General features: G+C 58.4%; 14 protein-coding genes and 1 tRNA gene. 12 read left to right on the top strand and 3 right to left on the bottom strand.

Annotation, left to right across the window (positions count from 1 at the left end; translation table 11 throughout):
* From IQ254_RS11130 to IQ254_RS11090, 9 genes are all read left to right on the top strand, one after another.
* Nucleotides 1-2,431, top strand: a 2,431-nt coding sequence (locus IQ254_RS11130) for a CHASE2 domain-containing protein (RefSeq protein WP_313887426.1), incomplete at its 5' end; no start/stop codon positions are given.
* Nucleotides 2,418-3,137: a hypothetical protein gene (locus IQ254_RS11125; RefSeq protein ID WP_193966225.1), complete on the top strand. Its 720-nt coding sequence runs from the start codon at nucleotides 2,418-2,420 to the stop codon at nucleotides 3,135-3,137. The genes IQ254_RS11130 and IQ254_RS11125, both read left to right, overlap by 14 nt.
* Nucleotides 3,138-3,270: 133 nt before the next feature.
* Nucleotides 3,271-5,631 (top strand): CHAT domain-containing tetratricopeptide repeat protein, encoded by a 2,361-nt coding sequence (locus IQ254_RS11120; protein WP_193966224.1) that lies wholly within the window; start codon nucleotides 3,271-3,273, stop codon nucleotides 5,629-5,631.
* A 53-nt stretch (nucleotides 5,632-5,684) separates the two neighbouring features.
* A complete protein-coding gene (locus IQ254_RS11115) occupies nucleotides 5,685-6,464 on the top strand; it encodes a hypothetical protein (protein WP_193966223.1) in 780 nt (259 codons plus the stop codon).
* A gap of 130 nt (nucleotides 6,465-6,594) precedes the next feature.
* Nucleotides 6,595-8,181: a hypothetical protein gene (locus IQ254_RS11110; protein WP_193966222.1), complete on the top strand. Its 1,587-nt coding sequence runs from the start codon at nucleotides 6,595-6,597 to the stop codon at nucleotides 8,179-8,181.
* Nucleotides 8,182-8,224: 43 nt separating this feature from the next.
* Nucleotides 8,225-9,463: a tetratricopeptide repeat protein gene (locus IQ254_RS11105; RefSeq protein WP_193966221.1), complete on the top strand. Its 1,239-nt coding sequence runs from the start codon at nucleotides 8,225-8,227 to the stop codon at nucleotides 9,461-9,463.
* A gap of 86 nt (nucleotides 9,464-9,549) precedes the next feature.
* Nucleotides 9,550-10,149, top strand: coding sequence for a hypothetical protein (locus IQ254_RS11100; RefSeq protein ID WP_193966220.1), 600 nt, complete (start codon nucleotides 9,550-9,552; stop codon nucleotides 10,147-10,149).
* 179 nt (nucleotides 10,150-10,328) lie between these two features.
* The gene (locus IQ254_RS11095; protein WP_313887425.1) at nucleotides 10,329-14,864 is read left to right on the top strand and encodes a CHAT domain-containing tetratricopeptide repeat protein; all 4,536 of its coding nucleotides are present in this window, start codon (nucleotides 10,329-10,331) and stop codon (nucleotides 14,862-14,864) included.
* A gap of 47 nt (nucleotides 14,865-14,911) precedes the next feature.
* Nucleotides 14,912-16,231, top strand: a complete 1,320-nt coding sequence (locus IQ254_RS11090; RefSeq protein WP_193966218.1) for a serine/threonine-protein kinase — start codon at nucleotides 14,912-14,914, stop codon at nucleotides 16,229-16,231.
* Nucleotides 16,232-16,276: 45 nt separating this feature from the next.
* Here IQ254_RS11090 and IQ254_RS11085 read toward each other — a convergent pair whose 3' ends face one another.
* Nucleotides 16,277-17,206, bottom strand: a complete 930-nt coding sequence (locus tag IQ254_RS11085; protein ID WP_193966217.1) for a serine protease — start codon at nucleotides 17,204-17,206, stop codon at nucleotides 16,277-16,279.
* Nucleotides 17,207-17,362: 156 nt separating this feature from the next.
* On the opposite strand from IQ254_RS11085, the gene IQ254_RS11080 reads away from it, so the two are divergent.
* Together IQ254_RS11080 and IQ254_RS11075 are read left to right on the top strand one after the other, a co-directional pair.
* A complete protein-coding gene (locus IQ254_RS11080) occupies nucleotides 17,363-19,528 on the top strand; it encodes a peroxidase family protein (RefSeq protein ID WP_193966216.1) in 2,166 nt (721 codons plus the stop codon).
* 254 nt (nucleotides 19,529-19,782) lie between these two features.
* Nucleotides 19,783-19,872 (top strand) — tRNA-Ser (locus IQ254_RS11075).
* Nucleotides 19,873-20,079: 207 nt separating this feature from the next.
* Here the strand turns inward: IQ254_RS11075 and IQ254_RS11070 are convergent.
* Both IQ254_RS11070 and IQ254_RS11065 read right to left on the bottom strand, forming a co-directional pair.
* Nucleotides 20,080-20,775 (bottom strand): SIMPL domain-containing protein, encoded by a 696-nt coding sequence (locus IQ254_RS11070; protein WP_193966230.1) that lies wholly within the window; start codon nucleotides 20,773-20,775, stop codon nucleotides 20,080-20,082.
* 153 nt (nucleotides 20,776-20,928) lie between these two features.
* The gene (locus IQ254_RS11065; RefSeq protein WP_193966229.1) at nucleotides 20,929-23,415 is read right to left on the bottom strand and encodes an endonuclease MutS2; all 2,487 of its coding nucleotides are present in this window, start codon (nucleotides 23,413-23,415) and stop codon (nucleotides 20,929-20,931) included.
* Between the two features lie 401 nt (nucleotides 23,416-23,816).
* Between IQ254_RS11065 and IQ254_RS11060 the strand changes: the two genes are divergently transcribed.
* Nucleotides 23,817-25,709 (top strand): GGDEF domain-containing protein, encoded by a 1,893-nt coding sequence (locus IQ254_RS11060; RefSeq protein ID WP_193966215.1) that lies wholly within the window; start codon nucleotides 23,817-23,819, stop codon nucleotides 25,707-25,709.
* Nucleotides 25,710-25,753: the final 44 nt, after the last annotated feature.

Below are 25,753 nucleotides of genomic sequence, written 5' to 3'. Positions count from 1 at the left end.
CCCCCACCCCTCCATGTACCGCCTCAGCGTTCATCAAATCCAGCAGAGCTGCCTGTTTGAGCTGACCTGGGGACAGGGCCAGCGGCTGGCGGCGAGCCTGGCCTATCCGGCTCAGCTGACGACGCTGTATCAGACCTGGCGGCGGGCCTACCTCAGCTACTATCGGCAGGCGCTGCGGGGACGGGCGGCGGCGGCGGGGCAGGCGGTGTCGCCCCAGGTAGACTGGCACAGTCAGGTGGTGCAGGCAGAGGCGCGACTGCTCTCGGAGTTTCACAAGTGGCTGCGGCACGAGGCCCTGTTTGAGCTGCGGGCGACCCTGGTGAAGGGGCAGAAGACCCTCTCCGGCAAGATGGAGCTGTTTCTGACGTGCACCCCCCTGGAGATTGCCCGGCTGCCCTGGGAGACCTGGGAGATGGGAGCCGATCTGGGCCAGCAGGGCCAGATTCAAATCCTGCGATCGCCCCCTACAATTCACTCGGCCACCCGAGCGCGACAGCAGTTTCGCCGGGGTCGCGCTCGGGTGCTGGCCATTCTCGGCGATGAGCAGGGGCTTGACTTTGCGGGCGATCGCCAGGCGCTGGAGGCTCAGAGGCAACAGCTTGACTTGCACTACGTCGGCTGGCAGCCCAATGAAGATGCAGCAGCGCTGAAGCAACGCATCTGCCAGGCGATCGCTGACCCGACCGGCTGGGACGTGCTGTTTTTTGCCGGCCACAGCAACGAGGAACGGCTGCTGGCGGGTCAAATTGCGATCGCGCCCCACACCTCGATTTCTGTCAAAGAACTCAGCCCCTACCTCAGGCAGGCCCAGCAGCAGGGGCTCCAGTTTGCCCTGTTCAACTCTTGCAGCGGGCTCGATATCGCCAGCGGGCTGATTAGCCTGGGGCTGAGTCAGGTCGCCATCATGCGCGAGCCGGTGCACAACGCGGTGGCCCACAGTTTTTTGCGGCAGTTTTTGCGGCACTTAGCCCGCTACGAAGATGTCGAAACCGCTCTGAACAGCGCCTGCCGCTTCCTCAAGCTGGAGCAGGCGATCACCTATCCGTCGGCCTATCTGGTGCCGTCGCTGTTTCGCCATCCGGACTCGCGGCCCTACCAGATTCAGCCGACGGGCTGGCGACAGCGACTGCGGCAGCTGCGGCCCAAGCGGCCAGAACTGGTGGCCGTCGGGGTGCTGGCCCTGCTGAGTCTGATGCCCCCTATCAACAACTGGCTGCTCGATCAGCGGGTGCTGACCCAGGCTATCTATCGCAACCTGACCGGGCAGCTCGCAGACTCCCCCGCCACCCCCATCGTGCTGGTGCAGATTGACCAGCCCACCTTTGCCCAGCAGGGCATCGACACCTACAAGCCCATCGACCGGGGACTGCTGGCCGACATTGTGAACCGGCTGACGGACCTGGACGCGCCGGTGATCGGCATCGACTACCTGCTCGATTTACCCCAGGCCGAGAACGATACCAAGCTAAATCAGGCTTTGCAGCGGGCGATCGCCCAAAACCAGAGCTGGCTGGTGTTCATTACCGCCAAAAACCCCGGCGGCGACTGGATCGAGGTCTATCCCAAGGTGGCTCAACCGGAGTGGATTTTGCGGGGCGATGCCTGGGTACCCCTGTGGCACATCGCGCCGCTGCGTTCCTCGCGCCGCTACCAGCCCCCGTTTAGCTATCAGTTGGCAACCGCCTATCGCCTCAGCCAGGCCACCCGATCCGGCGACCCGAATTTGCCCCAGCCCAGCCTCGAAGGCCCCTTTCTGCAGTACCAGCTCCAGGCCTTCCTGGACCAAACCGACGGGGCCGACCTCTCCCCCCGAGCCAGCCTGCATCCCCTGACCCAATTTTCCTACCGCTTTCGGCAGCGGTGGCTGCAGCCACTGATCGACTTTTCGCTTCCCCCAGGGCAGGTTTACGCGGCGGTTACCGCCGGGCAGCTGCTGGAATCTCCTGCCGCCGCCCGGCAAAGCCTGAATCGGGAGACGCTGGCCAACTCGGTCGTGATTGTGGCGGCGGGGGGCTACTATGCCGCCGGTATTGCCAGAGACGGCGAAGATAATCTGCCGCTGCCGCCCGCCATCGACTACTGGTTTGACCGCTCCGATCGCGATCGCTCTAACTTTACGGGCGGCGAGGCCCACGCCTATATGACCCATCACTTGCTCCGCGATCGCCTGGTGCTGCCAATTCCCGATCTCTGGATGATTTTAGCGGCGGCGCTGGTGGGTAAGGTGCTGGTCGTTTACCTCAGCGATCGCCGCCGGCTCAGCCCGCTGCGGGTCTATCTCTATCTGGTGGCGTTTACCGCTGGCTACGGCCTGTTCAGCCTGCAGCTCTACCTCAGCGGGGCCATTCTGCTGCCCTGGCTATTCCCCACCTTAACCGTCTGGCTCTACTTCGTACTATCTGTAAGGGAGAATCACCGTGAACGTACCTAAGTGGGTCCTCGTCGCTGCCATCTCCGCAACATGGGGGTTAACCTCTGCTACGGCAGCTCCAGCTCAGTCAACCTCTGGTCCAGGGGCCATTATTCAAGGCATTGTCGACTTTTTCAGAGACGATGATGTGGATGACCGGGGCCGTGGCGCTGCGGGAGGCTCCAGACCAGCCGCGACGTCGATGCCCTATTGCGTGGTTAACCCCGGCAAGAACGAAACCCTTTGGAGTCTGCAACCGCTGTTTGTGCTCCAGCAGGGCGAAACAGAACGAGTTGAGGAAATTGCGGTGCGGCCAAGGGGCGAAACGGCGATATTCTGGAGCGCCCCGGTTTTGCCAGCCGCATCGGACAACCAGCAGATCTATGCAGGCCCCCCACTACAGCCAGGCGTCGAGTATGAATGGCTGTTTTACACCACCTTTTTGGGAGAGGTCTACGTCGATTTCAGCCTCTCGTTTCGGGTGATGGCCGAGGGGGCAGAGCGCGATCGCATTACCACTGAACTCGCCCAGCTCCAGAGCGAACTGGCGGCAACCGCAGCCGATGAGTCTGAGCAGGCGATCGCGATCGCTGCCTATTTCTTCGACAACGACCTGCTGGCCGACGCCCTCCAGTTTCTGTTTTCGGTCAACTCCCCTTCAGAAGACCTGCTCGCAACCCGCGAAACCCTCGTCGAAGCGATTTGCAGCCAGCCATTAGCGCGGTAAATCGAAAGGCCTGGCTGGTTGCTAAAATCCGCCGCCGCATAGAGAACCACAGGCGATCACGATATCGGTGAATAAGTCTTTCCTGGCTAGAGCTATATGCTGATATCAACCCTCACACTTGAGGCAACGTTCCATGCGTAACCCAATCAGGCTACTGAGGTTGGCCGCAGCCACGGCGTTGGCAGTACTGGCGATTCAGATGCCGGGATTCTCTGGAGAATTCTGGGACATTTCCCCGTCGCCAACCGCTACGACGTTGGCACAGGCCGAGGCGGCTAGCGATCGCAAAGCCGAAGCCGATCGCCTTCTGGTGCAGGGTGACCAGCAGTATGGTGTTAGCCAGTTTCGCGAAGCGCTGCAGTCGTTTGAGCAGGCCCTGGCGATTTATCGGGAGATCGGCGATCGCCAGGGCGAAGCGGCTGCCCTCGGCAGACTAGGCAATCCCTATCATTATCTGGGCCAATACGAGCGCGCCATTGACGTTCTCCAGCAAGCCCTGGTGATTTCTCAAGAGATTGATTATGGACGGGGCGAAGCGGCTGCCCTCGGCAATCTGGGCAATCTCTATGCTTCTCTAGGCCAATATGAGCGCGCCATTGACGTTCTCCAGCAAGCCTTAACCATTGCTCGTGAAATGGGTAACAGACGGGGCGAAGCGGCTGCCCTCAGCAGTCTGGGCCTTGTTCATGCTTCTCTGGGCCAACATGAGCGCGCCATTGACTTGCATCAGCAAGCCTTAGCGATTTTCCATGAAATCGGTGACAGACGGGACGAAGCGGCCGCCCTTAACAATCTGAGCGCTGCCCATACTTTTCTGTTCCAATATGAGCGCGCCATTGACTTGAACCAGCAAGCCTTAGCGATTTTCCATGAAATTGGTGACAGAGATGGCGAAGCGGCTGCCCTCAGCATCCTGGGCACTACCTTTTATTTTCAAGGTCAATTTGAGCGCGCCATTGATTTTTACCAGCAAGCCTTGAGCATTAATCGTGAAATCGGTAACTCAGTTGGTGAAGCTAATGCCCTCGCAAATCAGGGAAGCATATTAATTTGGTTAAAACAGCTTCCTGAGGCTGAGCTGGTTTTACGCCAGGCCATAGAAATCTTTGAGTCCCTCCGCATCGATCTAACCGACGACCAGCTCATTTCTATCGCAGATATCCAGGCAGAAGCCTATGTCAATCTAATGGGGGCGTTAGTGTTGCAAAAACAACCGACTGAAGCCCTGGCCGTAGCAGAACGAGGCCGGGCCCGGGCCTTTGTGCTTCTGCTCTCCAGTCGTCTATCTGACCCAGACCGAGCCGATCTGGCTGCTACAGAAGCCCCTACCATTGACAATATCCAGCAGATTGCCCGTGACACCGACACTACCCTGGTCACCTACTCCCTCTTCTTAAATAAGTTCATCCACATCTGGGTAGTGCAGCCCTCCGGCGATATCGCTTTTCGCATAGTGGAACTGCAGAGTTCAGACGATTCTGGTGTGGCTGTTGACCCCATCGCTACCCTAGAAGGCCCACTCTATCGCCAGGCGGGAAACGAGTCTGAGTTGACAGAACTGGTGGCTGATTCCAGAGCTGGCGTCCGGGAAAGTCGGGCGGAGCCGCCAACCGCTCAGCTCCAGGCGCTGCATCGGGTGCTCATCGACCCGATTGCCGAGTTCCTCCCCACCGACCCTGAAGCAAAAGTCGTGTTCATTCCCCAGGGCAGCCTGTTCCTTGTACCCTTTTCGGCCCTGCAAGACGAGAATGGCACCTACCTGATCGAACAACACACCATTCTGACGGCCCCGTCGATTCAGGTGTTTGGCTTAGCGAGCGCGATGGGGCAAACAGCAGAGAATGGCGTCCCCCAGACACCAGAAGCGCTGGTAGTTGGCGATCCGGTGATGCCGTCGGTGTGGCTGCCGGAGGCAAATCAGGAAGTGCAGCTCACCTCATTGCCGGGAGCGAGGGAAGAGGCAGAAGCCATTGGGGAACTGCTGGGGCGATCGCCCCTCACCGGCAACGAGGCAACGGAATCGCACATCAAACAAGTGCTGCCCTCAGCGGATCTGATTCATCTAGCCACCCACGGCCTGCTGGAATATGGCAACCCTGAGACCTCTGGCGTGCTGGACCTGCCCGGCGCGGTGGCCCTCGCGCCGGGGGATGGCGAAGACGGGCTGCTCACTGCCGCCGAAATTCTTGAAATGGATCTGCAGGCCGATCTGGCGGTGCTCAGCGCCTGCGACACCGGACGAGGCCGCATTACCGGCGATGGCGTTGTCGGCCTGTCGCGGGCTTTGATCACAGCGGGGGTGCCCAGCGTAGTGGTATCGCTGTGGGCCGTGCCCGATGCCCCCACCGCGGCCCTGATGACCGAGTTCTACCGCCAGCTGGATGCCGGGCAGGACAAGTCCCAGGCTCTGCGGCAGGCCATGCTGAGCACAATGGAACGGCACCCTAATCCGCGGGACTGGGCTGCATTTACGCTGCTGGGGGCGAGTGAATAAGTCCCAGCGGCTCAGAACTATGGGTGGATAGCTCTTCCCAAAGGAGAACTTCCATGAAAGCAAGTTCTGTAACCGCGACAACCTCAAGTCGGCTGGATCGAGCGATCGCCCTGCCGGTTGAACTGGAGACTCGAGTCAATGCCATCAGCACAGCGGCGATCGCGTATTGCCACGAGGCCCTCGATCGCAGCCGCTTTTTCAACCTGCTAAAAACTACAGACCAGGCGCTGCCCATCATGCAGTATGCCTTTCTGCAATATCGATTTTGGCGCGATCGCCTGCATCAGTGGTTTGGCCTCTGCATTGTCAAAGCTGGCAGTTGCTCTGAGCCTGATCAAAAGGCCGCGCTAATGTCCCTGGCCGATCATATCTTCACTGACCTACGAGATGACCACACCGAGCTGTATCTAGAGTTTCTGCAAGCCCTTCAGCTTGGCCCCGAGGCAATTCAGGCATCGCGCCGCAGCCCGGCAACAGTTGCCTACGAGCGGTCTTTCTTTGATGCCCACGGCTACGGCACCGAAAACTTCTATGCGGCCCTCGTGGCCCTCAGCGGTCGAGAACTCTGCGTATCGATCCGCAATCACCAGATTTTGCGCGATTACTTTGACGCGCAAAATCTGAAGCATCCCCTCTGGTTGGCTCTGCATGCCGAACTGGAGATGGAGCATTTTCAGGATGTGCTGCGCCCCGCCCTGGCTCACTACGCTGGCAGTTCACAAGCGGTGAGCACTCTGCTAGAGACCCTTCAGCGCAGCATCAATCGCCATGTGCAGTATTTCGAGGAAATGCTGTGCGAATACGAAGCGCTGAATTCGGGCTCTGGAACTTAGCGTCGCTCAACAAACCGACGGGATGCTTCTCAGCCTGCCTGGGCTCCAGTCTTCCGCCTTTAAGGCTGCATGAAATCAGGTCGGCACCCTACGGCTACTACCACAGCTCTCTCATCAACCTGAGGTTTCTATGGCAACTACGACTCGCATCGGCACGTTCTTCGGCGAAAGCCCGGTCATTTCATCCAGCGGGCGGTACGTGGTTTTCGCATCTACTCTGACCGAATTCAGCAACGACCCTAACGGCGTTGAGGATGTCGTTATTCAAGATCTCGAAACTGGACAGTTCTTCTTTTTGTCAGTTTCTTCGGATCAAGTTTTTGGCAATGGCTCTTCTGCGGCGTTCGATGCCCCCGCGATCTCTGCGAACGAGCGTTTCGTGGTGTTTGCATCAGATGCCACGAATTTGGTACCGGACGATACTAACGGGGAGACGGACCTATTTGTGCGAGATCGGATCGCCAACACGACGACTCGAGTTTCGTTAGCCGCCGATGGCAGTCAGGTGCCCGCCAACACCTTCGTCAGCCAGTATCGACCCGTCATTTCGGGGGATGGTCGCTATGTGGCTTTTCAATCTGACGCGCTTCTGGCGGGCGTCCCCAATGGTGCAACAGATATCTTTGTGCGAGATACCGTGGCCAATACGACTGAAGTGGTTTCCGTCAGTTCCGATGGCGAGCCAGCCAATGCGGTCTCCTTTGCGCCGTCGATTTCAGCCGATGGCCGCTTTGTGGCCTTTGAGACTCTTGCTTCTAACCTGGATGCGCGAGATACCGCGATTGGCAGTGACTACGATATCTATGTGCGCGATCGCGTTGACCAGACCACTACCCTGGTTTCTGTCAACTCCCAGGGTCAAAAGGGAGATGGGGTCTCGGTCAACGAAATTCCAGACAGCGGCGAAGCCAGCAATCCGGTCATGTCTCCGGATGGGCGCTTTGTCGTGTTTGAATCGACCTTTACTAACCTGGTGCCTAACGACATTAATGGTGTCCAAGACGTGTTTATGCACGATCTTCAAACTGGCAGCACGACCCGCCTCTCGGTCGATTCCAATGGCAATCAGGCAAACGGCAGTAGCGGCATCAGTTTTGTGAAATCATCGGCTATTTCAGCCGACGGGCGCTACGTGGTGTTTCAGTCGATCGCCAATAATCTGGTTCCAGGAGACACTAACAATGCGTTGGATGTATTCGTGCGAGACACCGTAGCCGGTACCACCACTCGGGTATCGGTCAACAACAACGGCGAGGAGCCCGTAGGCGGGTTTCTTGGCACCTCTTCTTTCGGGGGTACGATTTCCGCCGATGGTAGCCGCGTGGTCTTTGTCTCCAATGGCGTCAATCTCAACGATACCGGCACAAATACCGATGAAATCTACCTGCGCACGCTCGATGTAGAGCCCGCTGAGCCCCCCTCACCCCCCGGCACCGATGATGACGATCCACTCACAGGCGGTGGTGACGGCGATCAACTGGTAGGGCCAATAGACTGTAGCCAGGCCAGTTTCACCCCAGCCAAAACCGCTCAGTTCTTCAATGGCTTGGCTGACTTGTTGGAGGAGGTGCCCAACCGTGAAGCGGAAAGTGCCCTCTTGCAGGACGTCACTCAGGCCCTACGGCAAGGCATGATCGCGGCGACCACGCCCGAGGTGGCCGAGCTATTAGAAATTCCGGGATGTGAGCTAGTCGCTAGCAGTCAGCTCACGATGTAGATCCTGCATCCATTTAGTCAAGCAATAATTCGGGAGAAAATTTATGCAGCAGCATCCTCAGGAGCCCAATGCAGACACGCTATTGAACCTGGGCATTAACCAAATTCATCAGTACCAGTTTGCCGTCGCCGTGCAGACTTTGCAGAAGGCATTGGCATTATTTAACCGAGTTCCTGACTATCCAGGCATCGTCAGCGCATTGACCAACTTGGGAGTGGCCTATCGCAATCTCAAGCAGCCTGAGCAGGCCATTTTGTGCTACAAGCAGGCCTTAGACCTGGGGCGACAGATGGGTGCCCAACCGTTTTTTATGGCCAGTGCCCTGAACAATCTAGGCATCTCCTATATCGACAACCAACACTTTCAAAGCGCGTTGGCCTGCTTTCAAAGTGCTCTGCCGATCTATCAACAAATGCGAGACCGGCGAGGCGAGGCAAATGTTTTGGGCAACCTCAGCGCTACCCACCATCACCTAAAGCATCCTCAACAGGCAGGCGATTGCTACCAGCGGGCTATTCAAATAGCGCGATCGCTCCAAGATTTTGGCCTGGAAACAAGCCTTGTACAGTTAGTGACCCTGCATGCCCGTCAGGTGGCGCAATCTGCTTCAGCGGAGGCCAACAGTGGTACGGGCATGACCAGAGAAGCATCTCCCCAGCAATCATCTGGCTCTGAAAAGGCAGCGGGCGCGGATGTTCCCGGGGGGCCAGAAAAGCGATCGGCAGATCTCTGGGTGAAATCTCTAGAAACTCAGCTGCGACAGCAGGGGGCCGATGACTTAGGGGTGCTGGATAAATTTAATCAACTGGGAGAAACCTGCTGCTCAGAGGGCAAAAATGCAGAGGCAGAAGCCATTTGGCTGCGGGCACTAGAGCTGCTGCAACAGATCCATGGCGAGAACAATCTAGCCAGTGGACTATTGCTGAGACGACTCGCCAAATTCTACCGTTCACAACAGCAATATTCCGATGCAGAGTCTGTGATTCAGCGATCGCTCCACATTTTTCAGCAATTATTTGACAACAGTCATCCACTCATTGGTGTTAGTTTCAATGACCTGGCCGGGCTTTATTTTCGGCAGGGACGCTATCGCGAAGCAGAGGCGCTCTATTTGCAGGCAATTCCTATTCTGAAAGCGATCGGAGATCAACATCCGGACACGCAAAACGCGCTGCAAAACTTTCAGCACCTTCTGCAGCAAGCCCAGACGGAAAACAGGCTTGCAGAACTCTCCGACCATCAGCTTACACAAGCTACTTTACGAGCTATCAGCCTACTTTGAATAAGTCTTTTAGCCACAGAGATATATCCTCTCGACCGGCCAGAGTTCACATCATCGTCCGGTTGTCGCAATCAAGAGGATTTGTGATGAAAACCTTACCCATTGCCGCTCAACCCGCCCAGTTCCTGCGCAAACAGCCCTGGATTCGTTTGGCTGTCGTCGTTGCCGTCTTTGGCTTTAGCACTGTTGTAATGAACCAAGTTCGGAGTCCCCAGGCCGAGTTGGTGACCCCTCTGACCCCAAATTTGGACGCGATCGCCCCACCCGAAACGCTAAGGTTGCCGGTTTCTTTGCCTAATGGTGCGGATTTACAGTCGCCGGCAGGCAATACGGGCCATAGCCTACTAACGATTGACAATAGCAATTCAGCGGATGCCGTAGCCAAGCTCGTGGATCGTGAAACTGGGCGCACGGTTCGCTTTGTTTATGTGCGGGCTAATCAAAAGGTAACCTTAGAGGGATTGGGAGTGGGCCTCTACGATCTCAAATTTGCGCTTGGAGTGGATTGGGATGAGACACAGCAGCGCTTCCGCCGCAATCAGTCGTTATCGGTCTTCAGTGAACCTCTGGAATTTATAGTTGCCTTCGAGGGCAACCAGGAGCTGTGGCGTACCTACGAGGTCACCCTGCACCCTGTCCTTTACGGCACCGCTCAAGCAGAACCCATTGACGAGTCTGAGTTTTAGGCGGCAGGTTCACTGGCAGACAGGATCTGGGTTGAAAATTCCGCTTCGATTGATGGTTCATTTTCAGCATTCAACCTATGAAACTTCAGACGTATGGGTTTGTTTTGATAGCCTCGGCGCTTTCGTGGGGGCTGGCGTTGCCGACCAGCTGGAGGAGCCCTTGGGCAGTGCCTTTGCCTGTGGCTGAGGCGAATCCGGGCGCGACCCATCATCTAGATCACCTGCATCAAGCCGGGCTGCGGCTCTACTATCAGGGACGGCTGCCCGAGGCGATCGCGCCTTTGCGAGCCGCCCTAGACCAGGCCCGAACGCGCCAAAACCCCGATGCAGAGGCCGCGACCCTGGTCGCTCTGGCTCAGGTCTACAACTTTCAAGGCCAGCGAGAAACCGCTCTGGACCTGGTCCAGCAGGCCCTGGAGATCTATCGCGGGCTAGAAGATCCTCGGGGTGAAGCCTCGGCGTTGAGAGGGGTAGCCCTGGCTCAGCCCGAGGAGAATCTGGATGCTGCCCAGGACCTACTGGCGACGGCCTTGGACCTGGCTGAAGAAGCCGGGACGCCGCTGCTGCGGGGAATGATTCTGCTGGACATCGGTGCCATCCACATCCGACAGCGGGACACCGCCGCTGGCCTGGAACAGCTGCAATCGGCCCAGGCAGTCCTTGCCACGGCCTCCTCTGAGGATGAGGCTGTGGACTATTTCTCGGCGTTGACCTGGGTGTGGATAGGGTCTGCTCATCTGCAGCTAGAGCAGCCGGATCGCACCCTTGAGAGCCTAGAGCCCGCCTTTGCCCTCAGCCGCGATCGCGACCTGCGCCTGATCGCAGGATTTGCCAGCTTTGTAGCCGGAGCCGCCCACCAGCAAGCAGAAGACTACGACACGGCCATTGAGCAATATCAGCAGGCGTTAGTCATTTTTGAGGCGTCAGAGGTCGCGGCGGTCGTGAATGCGCGGCGGCAACTCGCGACGGTTTACCTGGCGCAGGATGACCCTCCAAAGGCTTTGAAGCAATTGCAGCTCGCCCTCGCCGCCGTAGAACAGCTCAGGTTAGGCGATCGCCAACGACTCGAAATTTGGCAGGGGTTTGCCCAGGTGGCTAGCCAATACATCTCCAAGGGCACTGACCAGCTAGAGAATGGGGAAATTTCAGCGGCCTTACAGCAGTACGAGCAGGCCATCGCCATCTGGCGGCAGGGGCTCGAACCGCTACAGTCTCTGGCCGCTCCGGAACTCCATCAGCAGTATCTGCTGAGCTTATCTCTGGCCCACGGCATCCTCGGGGAGTACCATCGCCGAGATAGTCGCTATGACCAGGCCCTCGAAGCATTGAAGCAGGGATTGGCCTACGGCGATCAGCTTCTAGAGCTGGAGAGCGCTACCGCTGATGTTCATAAACAAGCTCTCGATACCCTGGTAGATCTCTACAACACTCTCGGGGTTACCTACAGCGATCAGCACCGCTACGCCGAAGCTCAGGCGGCCCACCAGCAGGCCCTTGACATTGCCCGACAGCTCGAAGATCCGGCGTTGCAGTCTAGCGCGCTGGGTCTTCTCTACGCGAGCTATTTATTTTTGAATCGGTATCCGGAGGCTCTGGCGGTCAACCAAGAACGGCTGACGATCGCAGGTGCCCTCGACGACCCGGAGCGGCAGCTAGATGCCTTGATTGGCCTGGGCCGCACCTACGATGACATGGGGCATTACCCTGAGGCGCTGGTCGCCTATGAGCGGGCCCTGCCCCTGGCTAAAGCCCAAGCCAGCCTCAGGGATGAGGCCACGATTCTCAACAATCTCAGCCTGATTCACAGCGCCCTGGGGGAATATGACGAGGCGATCGCGATGCTCGATGCCGCCTTTGCCCTGACCCAAGATTTGCGCCGCCGCCTGAGCGCTCCTGACACCCCAGCCCAGCTCGATCAGGATTGCTTTCTAGATATCGACGCCGACGCGGCGGGGGCGGGAATCGCTTCCCTGAGCTATGACGCCACCGCATCGCAACAGCTCTGTATTGAGGGCACCTGGCTGGCTGAAAGCCAAATTCTCAATACCCTGGCGAGCGTCTATGAAGATCAGGGGCGCTACCCTGAGGCTCTAACGCATTTTGAAGCAGCGCTGGCGATCGCCCGCGAGCAGCTCCAGGATAGCCCTCTCTACAGCCGCCACAACGAAGCGACATTTCTCAACAACCTGGGTCGGCTGCATCAGAGCCGGGGGGACTATGCTCAGGCGCTGGCCTTTTACCAGCAGAGCCTCGACATTTTTACCGCTATTCAAGATCGCGAAGGTATTGCCGTAGGGCTGAACAACGTGGGCGCGATCTACAGCAATCAGGGCCGCTATCCCGACGCGATCGCCGTGCTGGATGAGGCCTTGGGGCTGGTTGACACCCTAGACCTGCAAGTCTTGCGGGGCAACGTGTTGAACAATCTGGGGCTGGTCTATCACGGGCAGGGCGACTACGGACGCACCCGCGATCTGTACCAGCAGTCCCTGGAGATCGATCAATCGCTGGGGCGTCCTGCTCAAATTGCCGTCAGTCTGGGTAACCTCGGCACCCTCAGTTTTTCGCGCGGAGACTATACCCAGGCCATTGATTACACTCAACAAGCGCTCGACATTCACCAGACCATCGGTCAACGCGCCAACGAAATCCTAGACCTGACGAATCTAGGTGATTACTACCGGACTCAGGGCCGCTACGCCGAGGCCCTCAAGACTCATCAGCAGGCGCTTGCCCTCGCTCAGGAAATCGGCAATCTTAGCGGCGAAGCCTACGCCTTGCAAAGCCTGGGCATTAATCACCGCTATTTGGGGCAGTATACTCAGGCCCTGGAATTTTATCGGCAGGCGTTGGTTCTGTTTCAAAGGATGGGCGATCGCACTGGCGAAGCGGCTATCCTCGCCGATCAGGGACTGATTTACGAACAGCAAGATCAAGATGAACTCGCCCTCGAAGGGTTTGAGGCCGCCCTAGCCATCGATCGGGCGATCGGCAATGTCGCCGCCGAAAGCATTACGTTGCAGTACATCGGCTTTCTGCAAGCAAAGCTGGGCCGGTACCCGGCTGCCGAAGCCGCTTTTGAGCAGGCCCTAGCCATTCAGCAGCGCATTGGGGCTCGGGGTTTTGCAGGCATTAGCCTACAGGGGTTGGGCGTCACGTATACGGCCCAGGGCGATCCCCAGGCGCTGGACTTTCTGCAGCAGGCGGTCACTCGCCATCGGGAGGTGGGCGATCGCCCCAGTGAAGCTAGCGCCCTCAATCGGCAGGGAGCTGCCCTGCTCAAGCTGGACCAGTTTTCCGAGGCAGAGTCAGTCCTACGCCAGTCCATCGGCATCTTTGAGACTCTCCGCAGCGACCTGGCCGACGACCAACTCATTGCCCTCCTCGACACCCAGGCCAGCGCCTACACCTATCTAGAGCAGGCTTTGATTGCTCAAAACCAGCCCACTGAGGCCCTGGCGGCTTCCGAGCGGGGACGGGCTCGGGCCTTTGTGTTGCAACTCTCCAGTCGTCTGTCTGACTCAGACCGAGCAGATCTGGCCGCTACAGAAGCCCCCACCATTGCTGAAATTCAGCAAACGGCCCGCGATACCGACACGACGTTGGTGACCTATTCTCTGAGTTTCGATCAGACACTCTATATCTGGGTGGTACAGCCTTCTGGCCAGATCGAGTTTCGCTCAGTCGTATTAGCAAGCAGCGGCGACGCTGATGACGGCATCGATCTTATCACCGCCCTTGAAGCTCCGATCTATCGGGGCGGCACCCATGAGTCAGTGCTGCAGGAACAGATCGTCGAGCTGCGAAATAGCGCGATCGCCAGCCCCGCCCAGCCCCCCACGAGTCAGCTTCAGGCACTGCATCAGCTGCTGATTGATCCGATCGCGGAGCTGTTGCCCACCGACCCAGAAGATAAGGTGGTTTTCATCCCCCAGGGCAGCCTGTTCCTGGTGCCCTTTCCGGCCCTGCAAGACGCCGACGGCACCTACCTGATTGAAAAACATACCCTGCTCAGCGCCCCGTCCATCCAGGTGTTTGACCTAGCGAGCGAGCTGAGTAAAGCCAGCGCTGGGCAACAGGGCGAGCCGCTGCTGGTCGGCGATCCGGTAATGCCCTCGGTGTGGCTACCCCAGCAGAATCGGGAGGAACCGCTGCCGTCGCTGCCAGGAACCCGGGATGAAGTGGAGGCGATCGCGCTATTTCTCAACAGTCCTGCCCTGACCGATGGCGCGGCCACCGAAGCCCGCATCAAGCAGCTGTTGCCTTCAGCCAGCCTGATTCACCTGGCCACCCACGGTCTGCTGGAATATGGCAATCCCCAATCTTCCGGGGTGCTGGACCTGCCTGGAGCGGTAGCCCTCGCCCCCGGGGATGGCGAAGACGGACTGCTCACCGCCGCCGAGATTCTGGAGATGGACCTGCATGCCGACCTGGCCGTGCTCAGCGCCTGCGACACCGGTCGGGGGCGAATTACCGGCGATGGCGTTGTCGGCCTGTCGCGGGCTTTGATCACGGCGGGGGTGCCCAGCGTAGTGGTGTCACTGTGGGCCGTGCCCGATGCCCCCACCGCTGAGTTGATGACCGCCTTTTACGAGCAGCTCAGCCAGGGACAAGACAAAGCCCAGGCTCTGCGGCAGGCCATGCTGAGCACGATGGCGCGTCGCCCCAATCCGCGGGACTGGGCGGCCTTCACGCTGCTGGGGGCAAGTGAATAAGTTGCGCTAGCCCAGAAATATAAGCAGATGCCGAGACTGCCTTTCCTATGGACTCTCTCATTGACCGCGTCATTCACCACCGCTACCGTATTCAGTCCCTACTGGGTCGTCAGGTGGGCCGCCGGACGTTTTTGGCCACCGACCTGGAAACCCAAACGTCGGTAGTGGTCAAGCTGCTGCTGTTTGGGCCTGACTTTACCTGGGACGATTTCAAGCACTTTGAACGAGAAGCCGCCACCCTGAAAGTGCTCACTCATCAAGCCATCCCCAGGTACCTCGATTCCTTTGAACTCGACACCGAACTAGGCAGAGGCTTTGTTCTGGTACAAACCTACATTGAGGCTAAATCACTTCAGGAGTGGATGCAGAGCGGACAGATTTTTAGCGAGGTCGAGCTGAAGGCCATTGCCCAACAGCTTCTAGACATCCTGGATTACCTTCATCAGCATCAACCACCGGTTATCCATCGGGATATTAAACCCAGCAATGTTTTGTTGGCCAATTCCAGCGGTAACAGCCCCGGACAGATTTATTTAGTCGATTTCGGTTCGGTGCAAACAACGTCTCACGGCGGCACAGTAACGGTTGTGGGCACCTACGGTTATATGCCGCCAGAGCAGTTTTACGGCCAAGCTGTACCCGCTTCAGATCTCTACAGTCTCGGTGCAACGCTGGTTTATCTGCTCACTAGAACCCACCCGGCTGATTTACCCACGCGCAGGGGGCAAATTCAATTTGAGCCTTTCAGTACAACCAGTAAGTCATTTCAGAGCTGGCTGAGAGGTCTGATTCACCCTGATATTGAGCGGCGATTTGACAGTTCCCGGTCTGCTTTAGCAGCTCTCAGCCAGGGGCTAGTTGCCCGGCAGTCAGTTCAAATTCGAAAGATCGAGAGGTCCAAGAAGACCGTTTACCTTGAAAAAGCGGCTGACTCTTTGATGATTTATGCCTGCAATCCTCCTAAAATTGCTAATTCATGGTTACCCGTTGGCTGTGCTTTTTCAATTGTTACCATAGCAACATTTTTCTTGATCTGGTACAACCTTATTTGGCTACCCATTTTCATACTAGAGATGGCGATCGGCTACTGGTTTGAAGCCAAACTCCATCATTCGAATTATGAGATGTGGAGATTTGAAGGTCATACCTTTACCGTGCGTCAGCTAGCCGCACCAGTGGAGACGATAAAAACAATCGATATATCAGATATTCAGGATATTAAAACCCGCAAGGTTTACAACGACGGCGAGGCTTACTGCTATTTCTTTGTTCTCACTGTCGAGGAGACATTCACGATTCCCATTAATTCCTGTCGGGAAGCCCATTGCCTCGAAGAAGAAATCAAAAATTGGCTGAATAGACGCTGATAAGAGAAGCCGTCATGAAGTCAATTCGAAAGGCTCAATCCTCTATTACTCGGCTGCTAGCTCAGCCTCAATGGCAGTGGTGATGCGCTCAATCTTGACCGCATAGTTGGCGATTCCTTCTCCTGTGGCACGATCGAGACCCTCTGACGTATTCAACGCCACAATTCTGGGTTCGCCATCCACCATAGCTAAAATTGGGCCGCCCGAGGAGCCGCCGTAGGTATCGCACTCATGCACAATCACGTCATTTTCGGTCTCAGCCACGATGCTGCATCCCACATGGGCGCTGGCCGACTCCCCGGGTGCCTCCTGGGGAAAGTCTGCCGAATACCCCACCATCACCAGCTGTTGCTCAAACGGGTCCGCCATCAAATCTTCAGAGTCAACGATCGACAACCCCACCACGCCGTAGATTTGTCCCAGCGGTCGATCGAGCTGCAAGAGTGCCCAGTCATCGGGATGGGGAGGGGTATTGCGATCGCTAAAATCTGTCCCCACAAATACCGCCTCCACTCGCCCAATATCCCCGTCGCTGGCCAGCTGACCGGCGATTAAATTGGGCAGAAAGACGAGGGCCTGGCTCAGCTCGCCGGTTGCGGGATCGAGCACGCAGTGAGCGTTGGTGAGCACGACGTCGTCGGCAATCAGCGTGCCGGTGCAGATATAAAGCTCACCCTCGGCAGTGAGCCCGTTGAGCCGCCCGATCGCCGTCCAGGGAAACGACTGGCTGGTGATCAGGACGCGATCGTCGTGGCTGATCACGCCGCGATCGCGCTCCGCCGGGTAGTCAGACTGGCCGAGGCCAGCGGGGATCTGGCTACCGCCATCGAAATCGAGCCCCAGGGCCGCCACATCCTCCAGCCGCACGGGGGGGCTCGTCGCCGTTTGGGCCATGAGCGCTGAATAGGAGTAAATGATGGCACTGCCTGAGGCCGCCAGGGCTATCCAGATTGCTTTACCAAACGAGATTTTCATGATGGAGAAAACAGAATGCTGCACGTGTACAGCCTCCTATTTCTAAAGTCCATTCACCTATTCACCCCTGTCTGAGGCGGTCTGAATAAGTTGAGCTCATACCGGCAATAGATGCCCTTGAGTGGCCGCTCAAGCTGTGTTTAATCGGTGTGAGTTATGTTTGAACCTCTCGAAAATTCGCCGTCCTCGGCTCTGATTGTTGCCGATCCCTACGCTGCGGGCTCTGATCCATCTCTGCTCAACAGCCCCATCGATGGCTTCGGCAACAATGGGCTGTACCCCCTGTTCGGAGCGGCTGGTTCCCCCCTGCGGGACACCGTTCCCCTCGCCTACGAAAATGGTTTCTCGACCCCAGCCGGTGACGATCGCCCCAATGCTCGCGTCATCAGCAATGCCATCTCTCAACAGGCGGGGGAGGTGCCCGAACCCCGAGGATTGACCAATCTGATCTGGGTGTGGGGACAGTTCCTCGACCACGACATCACCCTCAATCCAGACACGCCAGAGTCGGCTGGTCGCGCGCAGGCGATTCCCATCCCATCGGACGATCCAGCCCTGAATCCGACCAACGTGATCAGCCTGCGGGAGAGCGAATTTGTCCCCGGCACCGGCACCAGCCCGCAAAATCCGCGCCGACTGCCGAACGCGATTACCCACTGGGTCGATGGCTCCAACGTGTACGGTTCCGATGCCCCGCAGGCAGACGCTCTCCGGGCCTTCGTCGGGGGAGAGCTACGCACCAGTGAAGGAGAGCTTTTGCCGCTGTCAACCTCGGGAACGGGCCGCAGTGAATTTATTGCCGGTGACGGGCGGGCCAACGAAAACGCGGCGCTGACCTCGATGCACACCCTGTTTGTGCGCGAACACAATCGGCTGGCCCAGTCGCTGGCCCAGGCCCATCCCGACTGGACTAACGAGCAGCTCTATCAACGAGCCCGACAGATCAACATCGCGCAGATGCAAAACATCACGTTCAATGAGTACCTGCCGACCCTGCTGGGAGAATCGCTGCCGACCTATGACGGCTACGATCCCACGGTGAACCCAAATATCGAGCGGGTCTTTTCGGTGGCCGCGTTTCGGCTGGGGCACACCCAGCTCAGCACCGTGATTCCCCAGCTCGATCCAGAGGGCGATCCCAGCGGCGGCGACCTGCTGCTGCGCGACGTGTTTTTACCGGGGACCACGCTGCTGCAGCGCGAAGGCATCGACGGTATTTTGCGGGGGCTGGCCTCCTCCCAGAGCCAGCGCGTAGACAATCAGGTGATTGAAGATGTACGCAGCCTGCTGTTTGGGGAAGGGGCCAATTCTCCCGCCCGGGACCTGGCGGCGATTAATATCGAGCGGGGTCGCCTCAACGGCCTGGCGGACTACAACACGGTGCGCGCCACCTACGGCCTGCCCAGGGTGGCTAGCTTCGCCGACATCACCGCCGACCCCCAGCTTCAGGCTGCCCTGGCCGCTCTCTACGGCAGCGTTGACGCGATCGACGCCTTCGTCGGGCTCCTGGCAGAGGACCTGCTGCCCGGCAGCAGCGTGGGCGAAACCGTGGCCGCCATTCTGCAGGATCAGTTCACCCGGCTGCGGGACGGCGATCGCTTCTATTTTGAAAATGCCCTACCCTCTCCAGAAGCTGCGGTCATTCGCCAAACAACTCTGGCCGACATCATCCGCCGCAACACCGATACGACGGTGATCCAGGACCAGGCCTTTGCCCTCAGCCAAGTGGGCGGCGACGCCGACGAAACCCTGAACGGCGGCCTGGGGGCAGACCTGATTTTTGGCAATCCCGGCCGCGATACCCTGTGGGGCCACGGCGGCGACGACACCCTCATCGGCGGCAGCGATGACGATAGGCTATTGGGCGGCAGGGGCAGCGATCGCCTCTTCGGCAGCACCGGCAACGACCAGCTGCGGGGAGATACCGGCGACGACACCCTCATCGGCGGCAGCGGTAACGACATCCTCATCGGCACCAACGGCACGGCCCGAGGCGTAGGGGAACACGATGTGCTGATCGGCGGCCTGGGGCAGGACCGCTTCGTGCTGGGCGATCGCGATGGCGTCTACTATCTCGACGGTCATCCGGGACAGCCGGGGTTTGCCGACTTTGCCCAGATTACCGACTTCGACCTCGCCGAAGACTCGATCCAGCTTCACGGTGGCCCGCAGGACTACGCGCTAGAGCTGTTTTCCACCGGAGCGGGAACCGTCGATGCACGCCTGCTCTACCAGTCGGGGCCAACAACCGAGCTGATCGCTGGCCTGGAAAATGTGTCGAGCAACATTACCCTAGACAGCGCAGCCTTTGTCTTCGCGTGAGGGCACAATGGAAATTGAACCGGCCTACACATGGTCTTAGAGTATTCCACCTAAAAAAACATCCCGATCAGGAACGCGAACTTGGCCCAGTGGGCCGGTCGCGGAGAGACACTGGATAGGTATTTAGTTGGAACACTCTTAGCGAATGGCAACCCCCGGTTATGCGGGTTGAGCCCTAGCCAACCCAAAAGAAAGTATAGGCCGGGGGGTTGTCTCTGCTGAGTGTCTGCTAAACTAACAAAGACTAACTCTTTGGAAGCGTGGCTGAGTGGTCGAAAGCGCCTCCCTGCTAAGGAGGTAGGGGAGTAAACCTTCCCTCGTGGGTTCAAATCCCACCGCTTCCGTTTTTGAGCTACAACTCAGTGTGTTGCCTAGCTTGGCTTATCAGACGTACCCTAAGGGGTTACCTGACGCTGTAGTCAACGATTGGGCTGGCAGATGCCGCGATGGACGCGATCGAGCAGGCCAACCCCAAGCCGCTGACGAGGATTTTGTCCGGCCCAATTTTGCCCGCCCATTTGCAACGGGGAGGTGCGATCGCGTCCTGGTTCTTAGTAGCGGATTTGCAGCGTTACCTGGGCTCGGACGGTTTGCTCCCCCCCAATCACTGGGGTGGTGGCATCATCTGAGGCGGCAGCATACTCTGCTGCCCGCTGTAGGGGAATTGGCTGCGGTGGCGCAGCTCCATTGATTTGAATACCAATCACTTCCTGAACAGTCAGGTTAAGGCTGTCGAGTACGGCGCTGGCCTGGGTCTGGGCATCGGCGACGGCTTCGCGCAGGGCCTGCTGGCGGGCCGATTCTAGGGCGCTGTCGGCGGCGACGAAGCTGATGCCGCGAATTTGGTTGGCCCCCGCATTGACCGCATCATCGAGCAGAGAACCGACGCTTTCGGTGGGCATACGGAAGCTGACGGTGTTGCTGCCGCTATAGCCGATCACCTCGGAACGACCATTCTCATAGTTGTAGCGAGGGCTGAGCTGAATGCCGGTAGTTTCGAGCTTCTCGACCGATCGCGATCGCAACAACTCAACTACCGCTGCCGTGCGCTGGGCCACTTCACGCTGTACCGCCGTGGCATCGCTACCCTGCACATCGACGCCCAGATTGACCTGGGTTTTGGTGGTGGGTACCGATTCTTCGCCCTGGCCGGTTACCGTTAGGGTTCTCATTAGGGTCTCCTGGGCCGTCGCCTGGGGGGTAAATACTGGCGCAAAGCTCAGCCCTGAAGCTAGGGCGGCTGACATCAAAGCTGCGGCTGTCAGCCGCCTGGGGGAGTAGCGTTTTAGGGTCATGGGCCTCACACTTAAATAGGAGTTAGCCCATTTACTGTGCCACGTCGGCGCTGAGCCCAAGGCGTTGTTACCAATTTCGATACAGGCAGGTACCGGGCCATCGAGCTAAAAGTAGGCCACCGTGACTCCGGTGCCCCCATCGGCCTGGGCGGCGGGCTCAAACCGCTGAATCTGAGGGTGGCGCTTGAGGTAGTCATGCACCCCGGCCTTGAGCTTGCCGGTGCCATGGCCATGGATAATCCATAGGGCTCCGCTGCCTTTGGCGATCGCCTCTTCGAGCACCGCCTCCGACTCAGCCACCCGCATGCCGCGCAGATCGAGGGTATTGCGACTGGTGCGAATAGCTGGGGCCGGTGGGGCTGCCTGGGCGGCGGGCACCGTGTCGATAGGCTTGGCTTTGACCGGCACCTCAGCCTTCTCGCCCTGCAATGACTCAATATCGGCCAGGCCGACGGTGGTTTTCATCAGCCCAAAGCGCACGGTAATGCGATGGTCATCGTCGGGGGCAGTGATGACCTCGGCGGTTTGTCCCAGACTGGGAATGCGAATGCGATCGCCGACCGCAGGCCGGTAGCCCGCCTTTGCAGCCGGGGACGGCGGCTTAGGCAGGTGCGTCGATGCGATCGCATCGACGGCCGCTGTTGCCTGCTGGGCCGCTTGGGCGGTGGCATCTCCCTGCTGTAGGCGGCGAATTACCCTGGCAATGTCGCGCTTGGCGTCGGCAACGGCCTGCTGCACCGCCGCCTGCTGCTGTAGCTTAAGCGCTTGCTCGCGATCGCGCAGTAGCTCGGCCTTGTGCTGTACCTCAGCGTGGAGTTTTTCAGTGTCAGCCAGTAGATCTGCCGCCGCCTGGGCACGGGTCTCCTGTTGACGACGCTGAGCTTCTAGCCCTGCAATTACCTGGTTGACGTCCTGTTGCGACTCCACCGCCATCTGGGCAGCAGCCTCGTCGATCACATTGGCAGCTAAACCCAGACGACGGGCAATGGCCAGGGCATTCGATCGCCCCGGAATCCCCCATAGCAGGCGGTAGGTGGGCGATAGGGTGGCCTCATCAAACTCCACCGAAGCATTCTCAAAGCGTTCATCTTGATATTTCAGCGCTTTGAGCTCGCCGTAGTGGGTCGTTGCCATGGTCAACCGCGCCCGGTCGGCCAGGTACCGCAGCAGCGCAATGGCCAGGGCTGTGCCCTCAGTGGGGTCGGTGCCCGCGCCGACTTCGTCGAGCAGAACGAGAGTGTTAGCAGGGGGGGGAGCGGCGGATGAAACCACGTCACTGGAGTTAGCCACATCTAAAAGCGGTGAGAATTCGCCCCCTGGCTCCGCCCTCTCCCCTAGCTCCTCAGCCTCTCCAGAGCCCAACGCGGCTAAAATACGCCCAATTCGGCGAATATGGCCGGAGAATGTCGATAGGCTTTGCTCAATCGACTGTTCGTCGCCGATATCGGCCAATACTTGCTCAAACCAGGGCAGCTCCACGGGTTCGCGAGCCGGTATGTAAAGCCCAGCGCGGGCCATCAAGGCGGCCAGGCCCAGGGTTTTGAGGGTGACGGTTTTGCCGCCGGTATTGGGGCCGGTAATGGCCACCACCCGCAGCTCGGGGCGAATCAGCAGGTTAATGGGCACCACCTCTGGCCCTTGCTCGTGGCGCTGCTGCCAGACCAGCAGAGGATGGCGCAGCTGGCGCAGCGTTGTTTGTTCGTGGGCAGCAATAAAGCGGGGCGGGTTGGCCCCCAGCCACAGCGAGTAGCGAGCGCGGGCATGGGCCAGGTCTAGCTCGGTGACGATCGCCAGCAGATGCCGCAGATCGTCGTACACTTCGGCCACGGCGTCGCTCAGCTGCCGCAAAATAATCTCTTCTTCGGTCTTTTCCTGCCGTCGCAGCTGGCGCAGGCGGTTGCCCAACTCGACCACCCCTTGGGGCTCAATATAAAGAGTAGCCCCGCTGGCAGAGGCATCGTGAACGATGCCGGGCACAGCATCTTTTTGCGGAGCCTTCACCGGCAGCACAAAGCGATCGCCCCGCTGGGTGATCAAGGGCTCTTGCATGGCCCCAGCCTGGCGCTGCAAAAGGCGCTGCAACCGCTGCTGAATGTCTTGGCGAGTAGCCTTCATGCGATCGCGAATACCGCCCAACTTGGGGCTGGCCCGGTCAGTCACATCGCCGCGATCGTCAATGCAGTGGTAAATCTGTTTTTCCAGATCCGGGTGGGTGCTGACATCGGCTACCAGCCCCTGGAGCACCGGCAGATTCTCCGGTGGCTGGCCGTCAATCGTGCGGCGGAGCTGGCGAGCGCCATTGAGGGTGGTCGCAATCGCTAACAGGTCTTCACCACCCAGTAGTCCCTGACGGTAGGCCCGGTCGATTGCCCCCCCGACGTCACGAATGCCGCCAAAGTTAAGGCCATTGTTGCTCTGTTCGAGCCCGCTTGCCTCCTGGGTTTGAGCGAGCAGATCTACACTGGCGGCCTGACTCCCTGGCAATGCCAATGCCTGGGCGGCTAAGGTACCTCTCTTGGTCGCCGCAAACGTCGACAGGTGCTGGCAGAGCCGAGGCCACTCCAGCAGGTCTAGGGTTTCTTGCTGAATCAACAACGGGTCAGCCAGGGGATAAAACTCTCTTAACGTCTGATTTCAGTATAGATAACTCCTCTGGGCGCAACCGAGGGGACGTTCCCCAGTTGACCTAGTTAACGGCTTGATCTGAGCGCCTAGATGGCTAAAATGCCGCGCTTAACGCTCAATTTCCCGACTCTTAAGCTCAACTGCCGTAAAAATACTCAACCGTTTTGCCCTCATCCTGGTTAATTCTTGCATCGTATATGGTCTCTGTACTTCCGGCCTTGGGCAGACTGGGTTGTATTGCGATTTACTTTCCATCTATCCTCTATTGTTTTTGTCGGGCTCACCTGTGCTCAGGGACTTGCTTGCGATCCCAAGTCTACTGATCCAACCATCTCAGTTGATATCTTCTCCGTAGGCGCTTAATAGCTGTGCTTGAGAACGAGCGAAAAGAATCTATTATTCCCATCGCCACCGTTGACCCCGAGCCCCTTCGTGTCGAGGCCGGAGACAACTTGCAGCAGGTCATCACGGCTATGGCCAAGGCCCTTAAAACCTATGCTCTGGTTCATCGCGGCACAAGTCTAGTCGGCATTATCAGCTACGACAATGTGGCCCAGGCGGTAGCCCATCAGGTCGATGTTAGCGGTGCAACAGCCGAACGGTGGATGACCTCTCTAGCCGATCTCTCCTGTACCCTGGCCCCCCTCGATTGGCCTCTAGCGCTAGACCAGAAACAGCTCAATCAGCCCTACTTACCTATCGTTAATCAGACCCATAACTGCCTTGGGCTGTTGGCCCCCGATGGATTCTACCCCCTGGCTCCAGCGGCGATCGCAGGCACCCAGACCGAGCTGACCGCCTGCTATCACTCAGCCGCCCTGCTTAACCAGCAGCGAGAGCACCTGGCACTGGCCCTTGAAGGGGCCCAAATGGGCACCTGGGACTGGGATTTAGCCCAGGGCACTATGGTTATCTCTGGCGAGCTAGAGACTCTGTTGGGCCTGGCTCCTGGCGAGTTTGATGGCACCTACGACGCGCTCTTCAACCGCGTCCATGAGCACGACCAGGCCAGGGTACATGAGGTTTTGCAGCAGTCAATTCGCCAGGGGCAGGGTTATAATCTGGAGTTTAGAATTTACCACCGCGATGGCCGCATCCGCTGGCTGTCGTCGCGGGGGCAGGTGTTTGACAATGGGCAGCAGGCCCCCCGACTGGCCGGAGTGACCCTCGATATTTCTGAGCAAAAACGAGCTGAGGCCGAGATCGCGCACCAGTCGCAACGGGAGCGATTAGTGGGCGAAATTGCGCAACGTATTCGTAATCTGCTGGACTTAGACAGCATTCTGGGACAAACCGTAACTTTGGTGCGAGAGTTTATTGCCGCTGACCGGGTAATTATGATTCAGTGTGGAGCCGACATGGGCGGTGAAGTAATCCAAGAATCCTGTGAGGCATCCTACTCGCCAATGCTGGGCTGGGCCTTGCGCGACCCGTGGTCGGTGGGCGAAACCTTTCTCAAACACTACCGCGAGGGACGGGGACTGGCCGTTGAAGACGTCTACACCCAAAACCTGCCGACCAACCAGCTGGAATTTCTGGAGTATTTTCAGATCAAGGCAGAGATTGTGGTGCCTCTACTACACGAACAAACCCTGTGGGGGCTGCTGATTGCCCACCAGTGTAAGGCACCTCGGGCCTGGCGCACGGCAGATGTGCGCCTCCTGCAAAGCTTGGCCACTCAGGTGGGAATTGCGATTCAACAGGCTAAACTGCACCGTGAGCTGACCCTGGCCAACCAGCAACTTAAGCGCATGGCCTATCTAGACGGGCTTACCCAGGTGGCCAATCGTCGCCGCTTTGAGCAGTACCTTGAGCAAGAATGGCGGCGTATGAGCCGCGAAAATGCCCCCCTGGCGATTGTGATGGCCGATATTGACTGTTTCAAGGGCTTTAATGACAAATATGGTCATCAAGCGGGTGACAACTGCCTGCGGCTGGTGGGTCGCGCTATCAGTCGGGCTGCCAAACGCCCTGGTGACTTGGTGGCCCGCTACGGGGGTGAGGAGTTTGTGATTGTACTCCCTAACACCGATGTGGAGGGGGCTGAAAGCGTGGCCGAAGATGCGCGTTTGATGGTGCGTCACCACCGCATTCCCCATGCCGATTCGTCGGTAGCCAAGGTGGTAACCATGAGTTTGGGGGTAGCCAGCCTGGTGCCTGACAGCAGCCAAAGCCCCACTAGCTTGATCAAATTGGCCGATGCCGCTCTGTATGAGGCCAAACGCGCTGGGCGTGACCAGGTTAGAACAGCGTCGGCTTGAGTGAGGTCGGGTGGGCTAGCAACGTGTTGACCTGCTCGGGAGCT

The sequence above is a fragment of the Nodosilinea sp. LEGE 07088 genome, assembly GCF_015207395.1.
Classification (GTDB): Bacteria; Cyanobacteriota; Cyanobacteriia; order Phormidesmidales; family Phormidesmidaceae; genus Nodosilinea.
This window is presented reverse-complemented; position numbering and strand designations above follow the sequence as displayed.

Bases quoted from the DNA above. Each gene is read 5' to 3' on its own strand.
- IQ254_RS11105 (WP_193966221.1), top strand. From the start codon at position 8,225: ATGCAGCAGCATCCTCAGGAGCCCAATGCAGACACGCTATTGAACCTG.
- IQ254_RS11100 (WP_193966220.1), top strand. From the start codon at position 9,550: ATGAAAACCTTACCCATTGCCGCTCAACCCGCCCAGTTCCTGCGCAAA.
- IQ254_RS11110 (WP_193966222.1), top strand. From the start codon at position 6,595: ATGGCAACTACGACTCGCATCGGCACGTTCTTCGGCGAAAGCCCGGTC.
- IQ254_RS11070 (WP_193966230.1), bottom strand. From the start codon at position 20,775: ATGTCAGCCGCCCTAGCTTCAGGGCTGAGCTTTGCGCCAGTATTTACC.
- IQ254_RS11090 (WP_193966218.1), top strand. From the start codon at position 14,912: ATGGACTCTCTCATTGACCGCGTCATTCACCACCGCTACCGTATTCAG.
- IQ254_RS11115 (WP_193966223.1), top strand. From the start codon at position 5,685: ATGAAAGCAAGTTCTGTAACCGCGACAACCTCAAGTCGGCTGGATCGA.
- IQ254_RS11120 (WP_193966224.1), top strand. From the start codon at position 3,271: ATGCGTAACCCAATCAGGCTACTGAGGTTGGCCGCAGCCACGGCGTTG.
- IQ254_RS11080 (WP_193966216.1), top strand. From the start codon at position 17,363: ATGTTTGAACCTCTCGAAAATTCGCCGTCCTCGGCTCTGATTGTTGCC.
- IQ254_RS11085 (WP_193966217.1), bottom strand. From the start codon at position 17,206: ATGAAAATCTCGTTTGGTAAAGCAATCTGGATAGCCCTGGCGGCCTCA.